At 39.4% G+C, this 15,532-nt stretch carries 11 protein-coding genes; 4 read left to right on the top strand and 7 right to left on the bottom strand.

Annotated elements, in window-relative coordinates:
• Positions 1-23 precede the first annotated feature (23 nt).
• The 4 genes from DUT68_RS00380 to DUT68_RS00365 all read right to left on the bottom strand — a co-directional run bounded on the left by DUT68_RS00380 (position 24) and on the right by DUT68_RS00365 (position 7,668).
• The gene (locus DUT68_RS00380) at positions 24-1,601 is read right to left on the bottom strand and encodes a DUF5689 domain-containing protein (RefSeq protein WP_113634733.1); all 1,578 of its coding nucleotides are present in this window, start codon (positions 1,599-1,601) and stop codon (positions 24-26) included.
• Positions 1,602-1,613: 12 nt separating this feature from the next.
• On the bottom strand, positions 1,614-3,215 hold the full coding sequence (locus DUT68_RS00375; protein WP_113634732.1) for a SusD/RagB family nutrient-binding outer membrane lipoprotein: 1,602 nt from the start codon (positions 3,213-3,215) through the stop codon (positions 1,614-1,616).
• Between the two features lie 10 nt (positions 3,216-3,225).
• Complete coding sequence (locus DUT68_RS00370) at positions 3,226-6,543, bottom strand: SusC/RagA family TonB-linked outer membrane protein (protein ID WP_237088222.1); 3,318 nt, start codon at positions 6,541-6,543, stop codon at positions 3,226-3,228.
• A 363-nt stretch (positions 6,544-6,906) separates the two neighbouring features.
• Positions 6,907-7,668, bottom strand: coding sequence for a DeoR/GlpR family DNA-binding transcription regulator (locus DUT68_RS00365; protein ID WP_113634730.1), 762 nt, complete (start codon positions 7,666-7,668; stop codon positions 6,907-6,909).
• Between the two features lie 149 nt (positions 7,669-7,817).
• On the opposite strand from DUT68_RS00365, the gene DUT68_RS00360 reads away from it, so the two are divergent.
• The 3 genes from DUT68_RS00360 (at position 7,818) to DUT68_RS00350 (ending at position 11,733) form a co-directional block, all read left to right on the top strand.
• Complete coding sequence (locus DUT68_RS00360; protein WP_113634728.1) at positions 7,818-9,413, top strand: glycerol-3-phosphate dehydrogenase/oxidase; 1,596 nt, start codon at positions 7,818-7,820, stop codon at positions 9,411-9,413.
• A 25-nt stretch (positions 9,414-9,438) separates the two neighbouring features.
• The gene (gene glpK, locus DUT68_RS00355) at positions 9,439-10,926 is read left to right on the top strand and encodes a glycerol kinase GlpK (protein ID WP_113634727.1); all 1,488 of its coding nucleotides are present in this window, start codon (positions 9,439-9,441) and stop codon (positions 10,924-10,926) included.
• A gap of 72 nt (positions 10,927-10,998) precedes the next feature.
• Positions 10,999-11,733: an MIP/aquaporin family protein gene (locus DUT68_RS00350; RefSeq protein WP_113634725.1), complete on the top strand. Its 735-nt coding sequence runs from the start codon at positions 10,999-11,001 to the stop codon at positions 11,731-11,733.
• Positions 11,734-11,774: 41 nt separating this feature from the next.
• On the opposite strand, the gene DUT68_RS00345 is transcribed toward DUT68_RS00350, so the two are convergent.
• From DUT68_RS00345 to DUT68_RS00335, 3 genes are read right to left on the bottom strand one after another with little or no spacing between them, the layout of a single operon-like run.
• Entirely contained in the window at positions 11,775-12,668 is an 894-nt protein-coding gene (locus DUT68_RS00345) for a CPBP family intramembrane glutamic endopeptidase (RefSeq protein ID WP_113634724.1), read from the bottom strand.
• Between the two features lie 4 nt (positions 12,669-12,672).
• Positions 12,673-13,116: an NUDIX domain-containing protein gene (locus DUT68_RS00340; RefSeq protein ID WP_113634722.1), complete on the bottom strand. Its 444-nt coding sequence runs from the start codon at positions 13,114-13,116 to the stop codon at positions 12,673-12,675.
• Entirely contained in the window at positions 13,113-14,090 is a 978-nt protein-coding gene (locus tag DUT68_RS00335; RefSeq protein ID WP_113634720.1) for a cation diffusion facilitator family transporter, read from the bottom strand. The genes DUT68_RS00340 and DUT68_RS00335 overlap by 4 nt, the downstream gene beginning before the upstream one ends.
• 196 nt (positions 14,091-14,286) lie before the next feature.
• Here DUT68_RS00335 and DUT68_RS00330 point away from each other — a divergent pair, with 196 nt between their 5' ends.
• On the top strand, positions 14,287-15,483 hold the full coding sequence (locus DUT68_RS00330; RefSeq protein WP_198659507.1) for a pyridoxal phosphate-dependent aminotransferase: 1,197 nt from the start codon (positions 14,287-14,289) through the stop codon (positions 15,481-15,483).
• The last annotated feature ends 49 nt before the right edge of the window (positions 15,484-15,532 follow it).

Here is a 15,532-nt window from a genome sequence, read left to right as displayed (position 1 = left end):
CTCGTTGGCTATTTGCTGTATGGTTAATTTTCTAAGGTTGTTACACCAGCCCCTGTTTCTAAGTCGGCTACTTGGGTAGTTAAAGCCATTGTAAAGTTTGACAAAGCTCGTCCAGTTCTCCATCTTCCGCTAGTAGCATCATAAACGCCACCCAATCTCACGAAACTTCCTCCAGTTGGATTTGCCTGAGTGATTTGAAATCCAAGTCTGTTTACATTACTACCTCCACCATAGAAATTTTGCGTTTGTCTGGTAGATGGGTTAATGGTAGTATAATAATCTGTATTAGTAATTCTATATCCAACTTCAGGCGGTCCTGGCGAATATACAGATCCCGAAACAGCTGTAGAACCACCGTACATCATCACATCTAATGGAACTGATGATACTGTGACGTTAGTTCCCTCAAAAACAGCGATACCAGCTACGTTACCGCTATTCGCAAGTAGGTTCGCAGTTCCATCTCCAAATCCGGCGCCAGCCAAGGATACATAGTTAATAGCTGCAATCCAGTTGGCGTTAGTCATTAGCGTTGAGTTAGCTCCCCAAATGCGTTTGGTTGTTCCACCAACATAAAAAAATTGACCTTTTCTCACTGTTCCACTAGAAAGGTTAATTTTATAAGTACGTAAACCACCAGTTGCCCACCCGTTAGTAGGAAAGCCAGCTGGAGTATTTGCACCAGCATTATTTGTAGTTACTACTGAATAAGGAGTTTGACCAAAATCGATGTCTTTAGTAGCCATCAATTGGATGTATTCATACTGTGCTGTTGAAGAAGCATCTGTTCCCGGAGGATCTGGCAAGTAACCGGTTATAATTACAGCCGAAGGTTTAATCAACGGTAATTCAAAGGAATCATCGAGTCTTCGAATCCATAATTGAGGCACCGCAACTCCACTTTGCTGCTTGAAGTAAACCACACCAGTAAAGTTTGCACTTGGAGGAAGCTTTTCGTTGGCAAATACCGCATTTGCTTCTGTATGTAGTGTCACTTTACCGAAACCATCATTCACAATTTTATCGCCGGCAAAAGTTTCGCTTGGCCCTGGCTCTGGTTCAACAACAGTATTACTCAATGTAATTAGCGTACTTTCATAAGCCTTAGGGGATGCAAGTAATTGTGACGCATTCACTACCGGCACTTTAATTACTTTACCCGAAGCCACTCTATTTACTGCAGAGGTAGGAACGCCAGTAATCTGCAATATACCATCTACACGCTTCATTACAGCACCTTCTATTTTAATATGCACCGAATCTCCAAGCGCATATTTTGCTGCGTCGGCTCCGATATTAACGGCTACTCCTCTCACTGAGTCAATACCATTACCCACCATCCTTGAGTTTTGCACGATAAGCAAACCTGAAGGCGAATTTCCTGACGCGTAATCAGAAACTACCACTCCTTTAATTGAATTTGCACCTTTCAATAAATCGCCCGTTAAAGTTAAATCTGTTTCTTTAAAGGACTTTTTCAAGTCGAAGTTAGAGATAAACGGACTTGGTATACTTTGTACGTAATCGGTATCTCTCTTACAACCTACTATCGCTGCAACTGTGGTAGCGATAACACAAATGTTAATTAATGTCTTTTTCATAATCAATAAATATTATGGTTTTTGCCACCAAACTAAGGTATTGATATCGTCGGCACCTTGTGCTGCTACGGCATCCTTATAACTACTTGGGTTAGTTGATTGTGTAACTAATGGATAATTTAAACGAGCTGGCATACGGCCGCCATTGGCCAATCCTGCTCCTTTAGGTATAATTGGATAAGAAGTTCTTCTGTACTCAAACCATTGTTGAAAGTCAACTAAAAATAACGCATAGTATTTTTGCTGATGAATTAGTAACATCTTACTTAATGCTCCCGGTGTCTGATTCGACAAAGGCAAGGCGTTATTCCATTCAATATCCGCAGCATCAACATAGCTTAATACCATTGGATCTGTTGCACCACCGGTCATGATTGTTGGAATCCAGTAGTTGATGGCATCAGCTATACCTTTATAGTAGTAGTTTTGAGCCGAACCGTTAATCCATCCTTTTGCAGCAGCTTCTGCCAAAATAAAATCAACTTCAGCACAATTCATTATAATACCGGTATTAGCATCTGTTTGTAACGTTAATGGACTATTGGTTTCGCCTTCAGAATAAAACCTAGATTCAACATTTACCGCTGTACCTGGAGCATATCCACTTGGAATACCTACGTAACCACTTGTTCCTGGACGTATACCAAAACGGTTAACGCCACTACGACCGTAAGCCGCTTGGATACGTGGATCATTCCACACCACCAAGTTATTGATAAAAAACTCTGCAATACCTGGGCTTCTAAAATCCACCGGTCTAACTCCTGCCATTAATGGTGAAGAGAAAGCAGCTGTTGTACTATTGGTACCATTCCATAGTATTCTTGCTGTGTGGGTATTGTTCTCCATTATTGGGTAGTTTGCTGGATTAGTGTCCACCATCTCCTTAATTTTAGCAATTGCTATACTTGCTATCTCGGCTTTACCAGATACACGAAGCAATAGGCGTAGATAAAGAGAATTTCCAAGTCTTCTCCATTTAGCTACATCCCCTTTAAATACAGGATCACTAGTTGAAAGAATGATTGTACCATCTTTAAGCAAGTTATTTGCAGTTTCCAATTTTTGGAACATATCCAAATAGATATCCTTCTGTCTATCGAATTTTGGCTGATAATTCCCATCCTTCCCGTCATTTGCTTCTGAGTAAGGCACATCACCATATGTATCTGTCAATAGCGAATAAACCCAACTTTGAGTAATTAATGAAATTCCCTGGTAAGATTTGTTTAACAACGGAACTCCTTGATAGGTCTTGTTAGCCTTTGCTGGATCGCTGGCTACACTGTACATATCCTTTAAGTCAGTTAAGTTCACATACCAGGCATTCCATGTCAAGTCGGCCCAAGTTCTTCTTACATCATATCTAAAAACCCTTCCCTCTGCATCATTCCTATCTACAGTAACCTGCATCAACTCATTATTGAAGTTGCGGTTACGAACTAAATTTGCATTTAATACATTAACCAGTGGAAATGTCATCAATTGATAGGCTTCCACCTCTGATTTACCTATTGGATCGGTATTTACTTCATTAAAATCTTTAGTACATGAAGTATTAAAACCAATGATCGCTAATAAGGCATATATCGTTATTTTATTATTCTTTTTCATATCCTTAATATTAGATACCTACAACTAAACGAACTCCCATTGTCCTTGTGGAAGGCAATTGACCTGTTTCGAAACCTTGTTGAATATCAGAACCTGCCAAGGTACCGAACTCAGGATCGAATGCTGGCCATGGTGACCAGATAAACAAATCACGGCCAAAGGCACCAATTGTTAACTTATTAAAGCCAATTCTTTTTAAGAACCTTTTGTTAAAAGCATAAGTAATATTCGCTTCTCTGAACTTTAAGTAATCAGTTCTGAAAATACTTCCTTCAGCTTGATCAGATCCATAAAGTGCGGTATAGTAACTTTCTAAGTTAGTAGCCACTACATCGTTAGGACGATAGCTACCATCAGCATTTTGTATTACACCCTGACCAATTACACCATTGTATCGGCCTGGCAAGGTTAATTTAAGTTTACCCAATGATGCCATACGAGAGAATGTCAGTGAATGTCCAACCGCACCAAATTGCGCATCGAACAACACATTCATACTGATTTGTTTGTAGCTCATACCAGTACCAAAACTGAATCTAAATTGAGGGATAGTATTACCCAAGTAGATAAGATCAGCAGTTGGCCTTGCATAACCTGTAGTAGCGTCAAAAACGATTTGTCCATCTGGAGATCTTAAGAAACCTCTACCATACATATCACCCATGCTACCTCCAACAGTGGCAACTACTTGCCCACCGCCCAATGCTCCTGTTCTTAATACTACAGAAGTATCTGCAAGCTCTTTAATTTTATTTCTGTTTGCAGTGAACGTACCGTTCAATGTCCAAGAGAAGTTTTTGCTTTTGATCGGTGTTCCGTTTACCGCTAACTCTATACCTTTATTATCAACCCTACCTACGTTAAACACACCTACGTTATAACCTGTAGAACGATCAACGATACGATTTAAGATTTGATTTTTTGTGTTACCAGCATACATTGCTAAATCGAAGTTTAACCTGTTTTTAAATAACTTCAAATCTAAACCAACTTCTACGGTTGTTGTAATCAAAGGTTTTAGGTCAGGATTTGGCAGAACGGTTGGATTAGTCATTGCCCCATCAGGATAAACACCATCAGCAGCAATTAAATAATTATATACCGTACGGTAAGGAGTTGTGCTACCACTACCTACTTGAGCTAATGAAGCTCTTAGTTTAGCAAAGCTGATTGTTTTTGGAAGTGTCCAATAATCAGAAGCTACAAAAGATAAACTAGCAGAAGGATAGAAGAAACCTACATTGTCCTTTCTAGTTAATGTTGCTAATGTACTATTCCAATCTTGACGACCAGTTAAATCTATGAATAAGTAGTTTTTATAAGACAACGATGCAGTAGCATATAAACTGTTGATCCTGTACCTAGCTGTATCCGGAACGTAAATTAGTGGATTTTGGTTGTTGCTTAGCATGTATACTCCAGGCTCAACCAATCCATCAGCTCTCACTTCTAACCTATTATATTCATTGCGCATTTGACTTCCGCCAAAACTTGCTGCTACATTAAAATCTTTTGAAACCTTCTTTTCATATTTCAACATGAAATCGGCGTTGATTTCGTAAGAACGAATGTTATTTACACGGTATGAACCTTGTGCAAATCTATTACCTGAAGCATCCCAAGGACGTCTGGTTTCACGAACATCTTTGTTAAAGTCGCCAGAAGCTCTAACCATTAAACTCAACTCTTTAGTGAATTTATAGTTTGCTTGGATATTACCTAACCAACCATTTCTGCGCTGGCCATTTAAATAAAGGTCAGAGATTGCATAAGGACTTTCAGGGTTGGTAGTAGTAATATTCACCAATCTTCTCAATTCCTGGCCTCTTACCCAATAATCTCTATACCAATCCGTATTTACGTTTGGTTGAGCAAACATGAACCAGTACATTAATGATTGGTTACCATAACCCGTAGCTGGTAAGTTATCACTATTTCTGTTGCTGTACTGTGCTTTAATATTGATGCTTAATTTTTTAGTTAAGTTAGTGTTAGCATTAAAAGCTACGGTAGTTCTTTCTAAACCAGTGTTAGGTACAATCCACTCGTTACTTCCATGACTTGCCGATAACCTCATACCCACTTTTTTATAGGTACCATCTAAACTCACTGAGTTATTCGACTGAAATCCTGTAATAAAAAATGCGTCTATCGGATCTCCGTAAGCTACCCAAGGAGTTCTTTCCAAACCTCTAGCTTGTGTAGCTGGATCATATTGGTAAAACATTGCACCAGGTGTAAAAGGTGCTCCCCACGATGCACTTGTAGCATTTGTACTAGCGCCGTCAGCCGTTGCACCATATGAAAAGTAGGATACACCAAACTGGCCTTGCCCATATTCGCTTTGTCTATCTGGCCTACGGTTAATATCTTCCCAAGTACTGTTAGATGTAAAAGTTATCCCTAAAGTCTTTTTATCTTTACTTGCTGATTTTGTAGTGATAATGATAGCTCCATTTGCACCACGTTGACCATAAAGTGCTGATGCAGCAGGGCCTTTTAAAACACTTACACTTTCAATATCATCAGGATTTAAGTCGTTTAGACCACTACCAAAATCCGCAGGCATAATATCACCAGAAGTACCATAAACGCCACCGCCTGTTGCAGCAGTACGTCTAGAACTACTACTAGCTACTACCCCATCAATTACAATCAAAGCCTCATTATCACCAGTCAAGTTATTCTCACCACGTAATATGATTTTGTTAGAGCCTGCAGGCCCTCCGTTACGTACCAAGTTTAAACCAGCAACCTTACCAGAAAGTGCATCTGTCCAGTTACTTGCTACCGCGTTGGTAATTTGAGTACTATCAACTGTTGTCACTGCGTATCCAAGTGCTTTTTGCTCTCTTTTAATACCTAATGCCGTAACCACAACCGTGTTTAATTCATTAGTAGAGGATTTTAGCCTGATAGCAACATCGGTTTGAGCGGCAGAAAAAGTTCTGCTAACTACAGCGTAACCAATCATCGTAAAGTTAACAGTGGTACCTTTAGCGATAGTGATGGTAAAGCCACCGTTCACATCAGTAAGGCCTAATACCTTTTTGTTGTTATCGGCAATACTTACCCCCGGCACACCGCTGTTATCACTGTCATCTACCACCCTACCTTTAACTGTAATGTTTTGTGATTGCGTTTGAGCAACTACATCTTGCAATGGCAAAACCTGCAGGAACAACGCCAATAGAAATGCAATACTTCCTACATTTCTCAACGCTAGCCTTTTCAGGTTACTCATTACAGAAAGTTGCGGTTTCGGAATGCTGGCACACTCCGGAGCATGTTGTAACATGCCTGCCCTTTTAGTAATTGTTTTGTTCATAATTAATTTATATCGGGTTATTTACTAGTTTCTAATTATAATTTTCCCGAATTGTCGCAAAAGTACCCTGCTTGTGTTAAATGAATATTAACTAAACATTAACTATATGAAACAATTCGCAATTACAATTCATTTAATTTTGCATCATTAAATGAATTACAAGTATAATACAAAACAAAGTGAAACTAAAAATAATTTCACATTTATCAAAATAAACCTTTAATTATTTGCACTAAAAGGGTATTTAACACGGTTTGAGGCGATAAAAATAAAACAGGATATTGGAAAAAGATTGCAACACAAAACGAAACGAAACAAAAAAGGCACGAAAACTCGTGCCTCATATTTGTTTATTGCAAAAAACTAAACTATAGTAACCGTAATACCAAGCCCTTCCAAATGGTTAATCATTTGTTGCGATATCCCTTTATCGGTAATGATTTGATCTACATCTTCAAAACCGCAGATTTTGCCGAAACCTCGTTTACCAAACTTAGTTGAATCCGCAAGCACCACTACTTTTTGCGAAACTTTAATCATTTGACGGTTCAGATGCGCCTCCATTGCATTAGTAGTGGTAAAACCATGCTCCAAGTCTATACCATCAACCCCTAAAAACAAAGTATTAAAGTAAAAATCCGAAAGCACCTGCTCTGCGTAAGAACCCATCACAGACGAAGAACTTTTTCTTAATAGCCCACCTAACTGAATCACTTCCACCTCTGGCGCCCTTAAAAATTCCATCGATATAATTAAAGATGAGGTAACCACCGTTAGATTTAAACCTGAGGGAACATTTTTTGCAAAATAAAGCAAGGTAGTTCCAGAAGCCACCACAATGGAGTCGTTAGCTTTCAGCAACTTAGCTGCAGCCATTCCTATTTTATTCTTTTCCGCAGACTGGATCTTTTCCTTTTCAGTAACGGGCCTATCTACAGTGTATGGGTTGTTCAATGTTGCACCACCATGCGTTCTAAAAAGCAAGTGTTTATCTTCTAAAAGCTTTAAATCCTTTCTAATAGTTACCGAAGAAACCTTCAACTCTTTACATAGCTCAACAACGTTGATATATTGATCTTGCTGTATACGATTTAGAATAAATTGATGCCTCTCGGCAAGTGTCATACTCATAGCGTTCATATTTAATCGCAAGTTAACAATTAATATAAAAACGCAATCCATATTTACTTAATTAAAATATTTCGAATAAATTTCAAATATTTCGAATTGTATTACGTATAATTGCTTATTGTTTCGTTTTATTACATTTAATTATGCAGAGAATTCATAATCATAACTTAATAGATAAGTCCGAATGGGATATAATCATCATAGGCGGAGGTGCCACAGGATTGGGTACAGCTTTAGATGCGGCGAGCAGAGGACTAAAAACATTACTAATTGAACAGGCCGATTACGCTAAAGGTACATCAAGCAGAAGTACAAAACTGGTGCACGGCGGTGTAAGATATTTAGCGCAAGGTGATATTGCATTAGTGAAACACGCTTTGAAAGAACGCGGTTTAATGCAAAAAAATGCAGCTCATTTAGTGCATAAAGAAGAGTTCATCATTCCTTGCTACGATTGGTTTTCTGTCGCAAAATATCTTATTGGCTTAAAACTTTACGATTGGTTAGCTGGCCGCTTCAGTTTTGGCACTTCAAAATATTTCTCTAAAAAAGAAACACTGAAAACCATGCCCGGAATAAAAGAGAAGGGCTTAAAAGGTGCTATCAGGTATTTTGATGGAAGGTTTGACGATGCAAGATTAGCGATAAACATTGCACAAACAGCTAAGGAACAGGGAGCGAAGCTGGTAAACTATATGAAAGTAACCAACTTAATTAAGGATGGCGAAACAGTAAAAGGCGTTAGCGCAACCGACTGCATCACCAACGAAAGTTACAGCTTTTACGGCAAGGTAATTATTAATGCCACAGGAGTTTTTGTTGACGACATTTTGAAAATGAACGATTCGAAAGCGAAGAAAACCGTAAGACCTAGTCAGGGTGTGCACATTGTACTTAAAAAGGAGTTCTTAAACAGTAATTCGGCACTGATGATTCCAAAAACCTCAGATGGCAGGGTACTTTTTGCAGTGCAATGGCATGATCATTTGCTAGTTGGAACTACCGATACCCCTTTGAACGAACACAGCTTAGAGCCTAGGGCCTTGAAAGAAGAAACCAATTTTATCTTAAATACTGCTGGCACTTATTTTAAAACAAAGCCAACGGAAGCAGACATTTTGAGTGTTTTCTCGGGACTTAGGCCTTTGGCAGCGCCGAGCGATAGCAATCCAAATAGCACCAAGGAAATCAGTAGAGATCACAAATTAATGGTATCAGCTAAAGGCTTAATTACAATTACTGGTGGTAAATGGACAACTTATCGCCGGATGGCCGAAGAAACAGTTGACTTAGCCATTAAAGAAGGTGGATTAAACTTTACGGCCTGCCCTACCGAAAAATTACCGGTACATGGTTGCCAAAATAATACTGGAGATAGCTATCTTAATATTTACGGATCAGACAGAAATGCAATTGAAAAGCTGATGCTGGAAAATCCGCAGTTGAAAGAAAAACTACATCCTAATTTTCCTCATACACAGGCAGAAGTAGTTTGGAGCGTTAGAAATGAAATGGCCGAAACAGTTGAGGATATTTTGAGCAGACGCATGAGGATACTAATTATTGATGCGGAAGCCGCCATTGAAATGAGCAGTACTGTAGCAGCAATTATGGCGAAAGAAACAGGCGCTACCAAACAATGGGAAGAAGAACAAGTGAAATCTTTTACTAAATTAGCGGAAGGTTATACTTACAAAACGAAAAACAAAGTAGAAGAACAAGCTGCACTTGCAGTTTAGTAGCTTCGGCCAAATATAAACAGCTATGAGCAAGTACATTTTATCTCTAGATCAAGGGACTACAAGTTCGCGTGCTATTATTTTCGACCATTCGGGAGAAATTGTAGCAATAGCACAGAAAGAATTTACCCAGATTTATCCGCAAGCTGGTTGGGTTGAGCACAATCCAAGTGAAATTTGGTCGACACAACTGGCGGTAGCTACTGAAGTAATTGCAAAGGCCAGTTTAAACGCTAAAGATATTGACGCCATAGGGATTACCAACCAACGCGAAACTACTGTGGTTTGGGATCGCAACACGGGAAAACCTATCCATAATGCGATAGTTTGGCAAGATAGGAGGACATCAAGCTACTGCAATGAAATCAAAAAACAAGGTTTAGCAAAAAAGATCCAAGATAAAACTGGCTTAATCATCGACTCCTATTTTTCTGCAACCAAAGTGAAATGGATGTTGGAAAATGTAGATGGTGCAAGGGAAAAAGCGGACAAGGGCGAGCTGGCTTTCGGAACCATAGACAGCTGGTTAATTTGGAATTTAACCGGCGGAAAAGTTCACGTAACCGATGTTAGCAACGCCTCTAGAACCATGATTTACAATATTCACGAATTATCTTGGGACCAAGAGCTTTTGGATTTGTTTGGCATTCCAAGTTCGATGTTGCCTGAGGTGAAATCATCAAGTGAAGTTTATGGTCATACAGCGGGCAACATTCTGGCAGTGCAACTTCCAATAGCGGGTATAGCCGGCGATCAGCAATCAGCTTTGTTTGGTCAAATGTGTACTGAACCTGGCATGGTAAAAAATACTTACGGCACAGGTTGCTTCATGCTAATGAACATTGGAGAGCAAGCTAAAACATCATCAAATAATTTATTGACCACCATAGCATGGAAAATCAACGGAAAAGTGAACTATGCTTTAGAGGGCAGTATTTTTATAGCTGGCGCTATTGTACAATGGCTTCGAGATGAACTTGGCATTATTCAAAAATCTGCCGATGTAGAGAAATTAGCTACACAAGTAAGCGATACGCAAGGTGTTTATATTGTACCGGCATTTGCAGGACTGGGCGCCCCCTACTGGAATCAGGAAGCGAGAGGAACCATTACAGGTATAACCAGAGGGACTAACAAAGCACATATTGCAAGGGCAGCCATAGAAAGTATTGCCTACCAAACTATGGATGTGTTAAATGCCATGCAAGCTGATGCAGATACAGAAATTGCGGAATTAAGAGTGGATGGCGGCGCAACGGCGAACAACTTATTAATGCAGTTTCAAGCTGATTTATTAAAAAGTAAAGTGATTAGACCGGTTGTAACCGAAGTGACGGCCATTGGCGCAGCATATTTGGCCGGTTTAGCTACTGGATTTTGGAAGGATATCGAAGAGATCAAATCTCAATGGAAAATTGACCAAACCTTTATAGCTGAGAAAGATATAGACAATAGTAAACGCATAGATGGCTGGAAAAAAGCAGTGAAAGCAGCTATCGCAAATGCGGAATAATTAGGTGTCTAATCGTTAAATTAGCTAACGATATGCTACAACATTGCAAAACCAAAAAATAACCAAACTAAAATGAACAGTTATATTGCAGAATTTATAGCTACAGCTATCATGATCCTTTTAGGTAACGGCGTGGTAGCCAACGTGGTATTAAAAGACACTAAAGGTCAAAATAGTGGCTGGATAGTCATCACAACGGCGTGGGCTTTGGCTGTTTTTGTAGCTGTAGTAGTTGCCGGGCCTCACAGTGGTGCTCACTTAAATCCTGCAGTTACCTTAGCCTTGGCAATAGCGAATATGTTTGAATGGGCAAAGGTTCCTTTTTATATTTTAGCACAATTAGGTGGCGCTATGACTGGCTCTTTTTTAGTATGGATTTTCTACAAAGACCATTTTGATGCTACCGCTGATGCAGGCTTGAAAGCTGCTCCGTTTGCCACTGGCCCAGCAATTTTAAATAAAACATCTAACCTGTTTTCAGAGATTGTAGGCACTTTCGTTTTAATTTTCGTGATTTTCTACATCACCGGAGCCGAATTTGGGAATGAAAAAACCCCAATTGGATTGGGTTCCGTTGGCGCACTTCCAGTTACTTTTTTAGTTTGGGTAATTGGTTTAAGCTTGGGAGGTACAACTGGCTATGCTATAAATCCAGCTAGAGATTTGGGGCCACGCATAGTACACAGCATCATCCCAATGAAAGGTAAAGGCAGTAGCAATTGGCCTTACGCTTGGATTCCGGTGATAGGACCAATTATTGGTGCTTCTTTAGCGGCATTACTACATCTTTACTTAAAAATTGGCTAATTAACGTTATTGTTTGCTGGGTTGCATTAAGCTTCTTAGCATTAATCTTGGTTCATCTTTTTTTGAAGATCACCCTCTTCTACCATCAATTCTTCCAAAAGCTTGGGATCAGAAATCTCAACTATTCCCCACCCCTTTCTGATCACTAGCCAAGCGAGCCAGCAAATTAACAAAGCGGTACAAAACAATGATCCTTCCATACCAAAACCACCGCCAGAAAGGTAGCTTAATCCTTGAGGGCTTGCCTGTAAAATGCCAGGCACTGTAATTCCACTCACATGATAGCCGAAAACCAACCCCTGTACCAAGTTCCAACCAAAATGGATTCCTACAGCCCAAAAAATATTTTGCTTTTGTAAGGTATAAATGCAAAAAAGCATCCCTACCAAAAAAATATTTGCCAAACCAATTGGGCTTACGTTAGGATTGGCGGCATGCACCAACATAAACAACAAACCGTTAAAAAAACAGGCAAACCAAAGCGCATAGCGCTCAGCAAAGGCCAGCAGTACAAAACTCCTAAACAAAAATTCTTCGGTAAGCGCTATTAGTAAGTAGTAAACAACGTATAATGCAAAAATCAATGGTAAAATGTTTTGAGGTTTAAACACCACCAATCCGCTAACATATAGCGCCACTGAGCACACTGTAACCGCTAAACCGCCAAGTAAAGTACCTTTCAATGCCCCTGCAAAAGCAGCTTTACCACGAATAAATACCGCATAAAAATTTAGAAACGGAAACAACTGAAACATCATCATCAAGCCGCCCAAAGTAGCCAGCACAATACATAGCTCCGATGACATATCCGCTAGTAATTCGCTTTGAGCTGGAGGCAACACATTCATATCCGCCAGCCAAACAAAGGGAACCAAGCATATTACACATAAAAAAAAGAAAAGAACTACCCTAAATACTGGCGTAAGATTTTCCATACAATTACTTCGAGCTGAAATGGGTTTTCAATAAATCAACTACCGTTTTGTCTGTCCTAAACGTCACATCATCTGCGGTGACATCCGCTAATTTGATCCACCTGAAACTTTGTTCCTTCCCTTCATCAAAATCAAAAAGCGCAGTTTTAAAGCTGAGGTTTAAAGGTTTTATAGGCTTCACTAAGTAATAAACGCTCAACACCTGACTGTCGTTGAAAGATGATTTTTCAAAAAAATCGGTGGTGTAAAAATGGCTTAACACCTCTATCTCTGCTTCGCATTCCTCCATAAACTCCCGTTTCAAACCGTCAATCAAACCCTCTCCAAACTCCAAGCCACCACCAGGAAATTTCGTAAAATGCATTCCAGCTGCAAACTCATCGCTAAGCAATAACTCATTTTGCTCGTTAATTAGCAAACCGTAAACTCTAATGTTAAAATAACTCACTGAATAAAATGCTTTTGATTTTTAGTGACGTTTTCCATATCCCATTTAATTTCTCCCCTAAACGCTTCGGCACGTACTGGGCAATTAGCCATTTTGCAGTAATGACAACAAGCAGGCAAACACGGATCAGCATGAATAAACAACTCTGTTCGATGCTCCAACGATTGGTTAATCAAGCGATCGATATCTGATATTTCTTTATGTACTGCGTTTAAATCAAAATAATAAGGCAAAGTAACGTGGCAATCAATGTGTAAATCTGCTCCGTATTGCTGCGCTCTCAAATTGTGTATATCAATCCAACTCGGCTGACGATTTTCCTGCAACACCTCTACCACGCCTTTTACGAGCTCCAAATTGCTTTCATCCATCAACCCTCCTACCGAGCGCCTAGTAAGCTTGTAGCCATTAAAAACAATATACAATCCCAAACCAATGGAAATAACACTATCTAGCCATAAAATTTGGGTGAGCTGAATTATAATAATCCCTGCAACCAAACCCGCACTACTCACTGCATCAGTTAGCAAATGCTTACCATCAGCCTCCAGTGTGAGCGATTTGTTCGCCTTACCAGTTCTAATAAGGTACAAACCTACCATCATGTTAATCACTCCTGTAGCACCAATAATCAAGGCTCCATTGTACAAATCCGATACTTCATTGCCATTAAACAAGCTGTAAATGGATTTCGACAAAATTACAAAGCCGGCAATTCCAATGAGCACTCCTTCCACAAATGCAGAAAAAAACTCTACTTTTCCGTGGCCATACGGGTGATTTTCATCTTTAGGTAGCGTAGCAAGGTAAATACTATAAAATGCAAAGCCACTAGCCAAAACATTTACAATACTCTCGGCAGCATCTGTTAAAATAGCATTTGAATTGGTAATGAAATATGCTACAAACTTTGCAAGCATCAATAAAATGCTTACGCAAAGCGACAATAAAATGGCCTTTTTATTACTTGTCAAAACGATAGAATTTAAACCGCAAAGCTAACGCTTTAATACCCGATTTTTGTGAATTGTTTAAAAAACGAACGATAGATAAAAAGATTGTCAAAATTCCAATAAAAACCAATTAAACTTACACAATTAACATAAAATGACATCTTTTATTAGGGCTTTATAAATAAGGTTTTTATATTTGCTATCTCACAAAATAATCATGAGTATTTTATCAGACAGAATAAATAACCTATCGGAATCAGCTACGCTAAAAATGACCAAATTGGGTCGCGAGTTAGCTGCAAAAGGCGTAAATGTAATTAGTTTAAGTGTTGGCGAGCCAGACTTTAACACACCAAACCACGTTAAAGAGGCTGCAAAAAAGGCTTTGGACGACAACTTTACACGCTACTCGCCAGTACCGGGCTACCCAGAACTGCGCCAAGCGATTGTAAACAAGCTTAAAACTGAAAACAATTTAGATTATGATGCTTCGCAAATTGTGGTTTCAACAGGCGCTAAGCAATCACTTTCTAACGTAATACTTACCTTAATTAATCCTGGCGATGAAGTAATTATCCCTACGCCATACTGGGTTTCGTATTCAGAGATGGTAACCTTGGCCGAAGGTAAGTCTGTTTTTATCAATACTTCAATCGAGAGTGATTTTAAAATTACCCCTGAACAGTTAGAGGCGGCAATTACTCCAAAAAGTAAGTTGTTCATGTTCTCTTCGCCAAATAACCCAACAGGTACCGTTTACAGTAAAGATGAGCTGGCCGCTTTGGCAAAAGTGTTCGAAAAGCATCCTAATATCTTCATCCTATCAGATGAAATTTACGAGCACATCAATTTTGTGGATAAACACGAATCTATTGCTCAATTCTCTAGCGTTAAGGATCGCGTAATCATTGTTAATGGTTTCTCTAAAGCCTTTGCTATGACTGGATGGCGCCTAGGTTACATCGCTGCAAGCAAAGAAATTGCTGCTGCAAACGATAAGCTACAAGGTCAAACTACCTCTGGTACTTGTTCTATTGCACAGCGTGCTGGTATCGTAGCTTATGAGCAGGGTTTAGATTCGGTAAATGAAATGAAAAAAGCATTTGCCCGCCGCAGACAATTGGTTTACGACTTATTAAAAGATATTCCAGGTGTAAAAACCAACTTACCTGAAGGTGCTTTTTATTTCTTCCCAGAAATTAGCTCGTTCTTCGGTAAAAAAGATGCTGACGGCATTGTAATCAAAAACTCAAGCGATTTAGCGTTGTATCTTTTAAATGTTGGCCATGTAGCTACCGTAGGCGGCGACAGCTTCGGTAACGACAACTACATCCGTTTATCTTACGCCGCTTCTGACGAAAGTTTGGTAGAAGCTTTGAGAAGAATCAAAGAAGCTTTGGGCAAGTTGAGCTAGCAGCACCCGTTAGAAATAACAAAGCGCCGTGATTTAATGTCAGGGCGCT

The sequence above is a fragment of the Pedobacter zeaxanthinifaciens genome, from assembly GCF_003313335.1.
GTDB lineage: Bacteria > Bacteroidota > Bacteroidia > Sphingobacteriales > Sphingobacteriaceae > Pedobacter > Pedobacter zeaxanthinifaciens.
Note: the sequence above shows the minus strand (reverse complement) of the source record. Positions and strands in the feature narration are given on the sequence as shown.

Bases quoted from the DNA above. Each gene is read 5' to 3' on its own strand.
- DUT68_RS00330 (WP_198659507.1), top strand. From the start codon at position 14,287: ATGAGTATTTTATCAGACAGAATAAATAACCTATCGGAATCAGCTACG.
- DUT68_RS00345 (WP_113634724.1), bottom strand. From the start codon at position 12,668: ATGGAAAATCTTACGCCAGTATTTAGGGTAGTTCTTTTCTTTTTTTTA.
- DUT68_RS00360 (WP_113634728.1), top strand. From the start codon at position 7,818: ATGCAGAGAATTCATAATCATAACTTAATAGATAAGTCCGAATGGGAT.
- DUT68_RS00365 (WP_113634730.1), bottom strand. From the start codon at position 7,668: ATGACACTTGCCGAGAGGCATCAATTTATTCTAAATCGTATACAGCAA.
- DUT68_RS00375 (WP_113634732.1), bottom strand. From the start codon at position 3,215: ATGAAAAAGAATAATAAAATAACGATATATGCCTTATTAGCGATCATT.
- DUT68_RS00370 (WP_237088222.1), bottom strand. From the start codon at position 6,543: ATGAACAAAACAATTACTAAAAGGGCAGGCATGTTACAACATGCTCCG.
- DUT68_RS00350 (WP_113634725.1), top strand. From the start codon at position 10,999: ATGAACAGTTATATTGCAGAATTTATAGCTACAGCTATCATGATCCTT.
- glpK (WP_113634727.1), top strand. From the start codon at position 9,439: ATGAGCAAGTACATTTTATCTCTAGATCAAGGGACTACAAGTTCGCGT.
- DUT68_RS00380 (WP_113634733.1), bottom strand. From the start codon at position 1,601: ATGAAAAAGACATTAATTAACATTTGTGTTATCGCTACCACAGTTGCA.